Source organism: Streptomyces graminilatus, assembly GCF_001418565.1.
Taxonomy (GTDB): domain Bacteria; phylum Actinomycetota; class Actinomycetes; order Streptomycetales; family Streptomycetaceae; genus Streptomyces; species Streptomyces graminilatus.
On record NZ_LIQQ01000250.1, the window covers coordinates 1 to 3,165 of the forward strand.

Consider the following 3,165-nt stretch of genomic DNA (forward strand, 5'->3'; position numbering starts at 1 on the left):
GCCTCACCCCGCCTCACCTCACCCTGCTTTGACGCAATGACGCGACGAAAGGCACACCCATGAACACCAAGGCCACCGCCACCGCCACCGCCAACCGCACCGCACGCAGAGTCCGTTCCGCCACCGCTGTCGCCGCCGCCGCGACGATGCTGCTGGTGGTGGCCGGTTGCGGCCGGGGTGGGGACAGCTCCGGCAGCGGCAGCAAGTCGGGCGAGGCGAAGATCGCCATCGTCACCCGGAACTTCACCAACCCGTACTGGGCGGCGCTGCGCGACGGCGCGATAGCCGAGGGCAAGAAGCAGGGCGTCAAGGTGGAGGTCCAGGCGGGCGCGTCGGAGACCGACAGCACGGGTGAGAACGCCAAGATCTCCACCCTCGCGGGCCAGGGCTTCAACTGCTTCGGCGTCGTACCGGTCAACGCCACCAACGTGATCACCCCGCTCGTCCCGGTCGCCCAGAAGAAGATCCCGATCCTCAACCTGGACACCCAGATCGACGCGAACGCCTCGAAGCAGGCCGGGGTGTCGTACGCCTCGTTCATCGGCTCGGACAACCTGTCGGCGGGTGAGCAGGCGGGCGAGGGTCTGCTGAAGCTCATGGGCGGCAAGGGCGAGGTGGCCATCCTCCAGGGCATCGCCGGTGAGCAGAACGGCATCAACCGCCAGAAGGGCTTCACGGACAAGGTCGCGGGCAAGCTGGACATCGTCGCCACCCAGCCCGCCGACTACGACCAGGCCAAGGGGCAGACGGTCACCGAGGCCATCCTCAAGGCCCACCCGAAGATCACCGGTATCTTCGCCGCCAACGACACCATGGGTCTGGGCGCCGCGCAGGCGGTCCGCAACGCCGGTCTGACCGGCAAGGTCTCCATCATCTCGGTGGACGGCATCGCCGCCGCGCTGGAGGCGGTCAAGGCGGGCACCCTCAGCGGCACGATCTCCCAGTACCCGTACGCCGAGGGCCAGTTGGCCGTGCAGGCCTGCATCGACCTGGTCGCCAAGAAGAAGGTGCCCAGCCGGATCGTCGCCCCGATCGCCCTGATCGACGCGAGCAACGTGGACAAGGCGACCAGCTCCGCCCCGCAGCCGTTCGTCCCGTTCGAGAACCCGCTCTCCTCGGCCGGGAAGTGATCTGATCATGGCTGACACTCAGGCGCCGGGCCGGCTCGGCCTGGACTTCTCGGTCGAGGCGGCGGCACGCTACGCCGCCCCGATCGGGCTGGGCGTGGTGTTCCTCGTCTTCTTCATCGCCACGCCCGACTTCCTCACCACGGCCAACATCAGCGACCTGCTGGTGTCGGCCTCGATCCTGCTGGTCCTCGCCATGGGCCAGCAGCTGGTGGTCACCGTCGCCGGTATCGACCTCTCGGTGGGCTCCAACCTGCCCTGGTCGGCGGCGGTCCTCGGGTACGCCTACACCAGTGGCTGGGGACTGACCGTCTCCATCGGCCTGGCCCTGCTGGCCGGGCTGGCGGTGGGCGTGGTGAACGGTCTGCTGGTGGCCCGGCTGAACATGACCGACTTCATCGTCACCCTGGGCTCGCTCTCCGTGGTCAGCGGTCTCACCCTGCTGCTGACCAGCGGCAACACCGTCCCCGTGAACTCGGACTTCCTGCGCGGTCTGGCGATCAACGGCCTCGGCCCGCTGCGCTGGTTCTGGGTGCTGGCCTTCGTGGTGGCCGCGCTGGTGGGCTTCCTTCTCTACCGCACCCGTACCGGCACCTATCTGCTGTCGACCGGCGGCAACATCGAGGCCGCGCGGGGTGTGGGCATCCACGTCAACCGGATCCGGCTGATCGCGTACGCGAGTTCCGGGCTGGCCTGCGGGGTCGCGGCCGTGCTGTTCGTGGCCCGCACGGGCGGCTCCGACCCCAGCCTCCAGACCGACCTGCTGCTCAGCTCCATCGCGGCGGTGGTCCTCGGCGGGTCCAGCCTGTTCGGCGGGAAGGCCTCCGTGTTCGGCACGGTGGCCGGCGCGTTGCTGCTCCAGAGCCTCATCAACGGGTTCACCCTGCTCGGCATCTCGCAGTACTACCAGCCCATCGCGGTCGGCATCGTCGTACTCGGCGCGGCCTTCATCTCCCGGTTCCAGAAGTAGGGGAAGCCAGCCATGACGGACACTCCGGCCCGTGTGACGGGCACATCCGCCTCCGCCCAGACCAGTGAAGTCGTTTCCCCCCTGGTGGAGATCACCGGGCTGCGCAAGTCCTTCGGCGCGGTCCACGCGCTCCAGGGCGTGGACCTGAAGCTGGCCCCCGGCGAGGTCACCGCACTCCTCGGCGACAACGGCGCGGGCAAGTCCACGCTGGTGCGCTGTCTGACCGGTGTGCACCCGCACGACGCGGGCGAGATCCGCTTCCGGGGCGAGCAGGTCCGGTTCCACTCACCCGACGACGCCCGGCAGTTGGGCATCGAGACGGTGTACCAGACCCTCGGCCTCATCGAGGACCTCCCGGTCTGGCAGAACCTCTACCTCAACCACGAGCTGACCAGCGGCTTCGGCCCGTTCCGGGTACTGGACAAGAAGTCCATGATCGACCGGAGCAGCGACATCCTGTCCCGGCTGGACGTGAACGTGCCGAACGTACGGGCCACCGTGCGGCGGATGTCGGGCGGTCAGCGGCAGTGCATCGCCATCGCCCGCGCGGCCAACTGGGGCCGCACCCTGGTCATCATGGACGAGCCGACCGCGGCGCTGGGCGTCCGGGAGACGGCGGCCGTGGAGGAGCTCATCGCCCGGCTCCGCGAGGCGTCGGTGACCGTACTGCTGATCAGCCACGACATGGCGCAGGTGCTCCGGGTCGCCGACACCGCGTACGTACTGCGCCGAGGCACGACCGCCGCGCGGCGGGCCGTCTCCGCCACGACGGGTGACGAGTTGGTCGGCCTGATCACCGGGGCCGTACAAGGGGACACGCATGTCTGAGGCCGTGCCGGGCACGTCACCCCAGGTCGTGGTGATCGGCTCGGTGAACATCGACCACGTCGTCGTCGCCGACGCCTTCCCCTCCCCCGGCGAGACCCTCCTCGGCCGTACCGCGTACGTCACCCTCGGTGGCAAGGGCGCCAACCAGGCGGCCGCGGCGGCCTCCGGAGGCGTTCGTACGGCGATGATCGCCCGGGTGGGCGAGGACGCCGAGGCGGACCGGGCCCGGGCCCGGCTGGT

4 protein-coding genes are annotated in these 3,165 nt (G+C 69.6%); all 4 read left to right on the forward strand.

The annotated features are described in order from the left end of the window. The first annotated feature begins 59 nt into the window (after positions 1-59). Entirely contained in the window at positions 60-1,130 is a 1,071-nt protein-coding gene (locus AOK08_RS21310; RefSeq protein ID WP_055528441.1) for a sugar ABC transporter substrate-binding protein, read from the forward strand. Between the two features lie 7 nt (positions 1,131-1,137). Beyond that, entirely contained in the window at positions 1,138-2,097 is a 960-nt protein-coding gene (locus tag AOK08_RS21315) for an ABC transporter permease (protein WP_055528443.1), read from the forward strand. Positions 2,098-2,109: 12 nt separating this feature from the next. Beyond that, positions 2,110-2,925, forward strand: a complete 816-nt coding sequence (locus tag AOK08_RS21320) for an ATP-binding cassette domain-containing protein (RefSeq protein WP_079054173.1) — start codon at positions 2,110-2,112, stop codon at positions 2,923-2,925. Further along, a partial coding sequence (locus AOK08_RS21325; protein ID WP_241827036.1) for a PfkB family carbohydrate kinase occupies positions 2,918-3,165 on the forward strand: 248 nt, incomplete at its 3' end. The genes AOK08_RS21320 and AOK08_RS21325, both read left to right, overlap by 8 nt.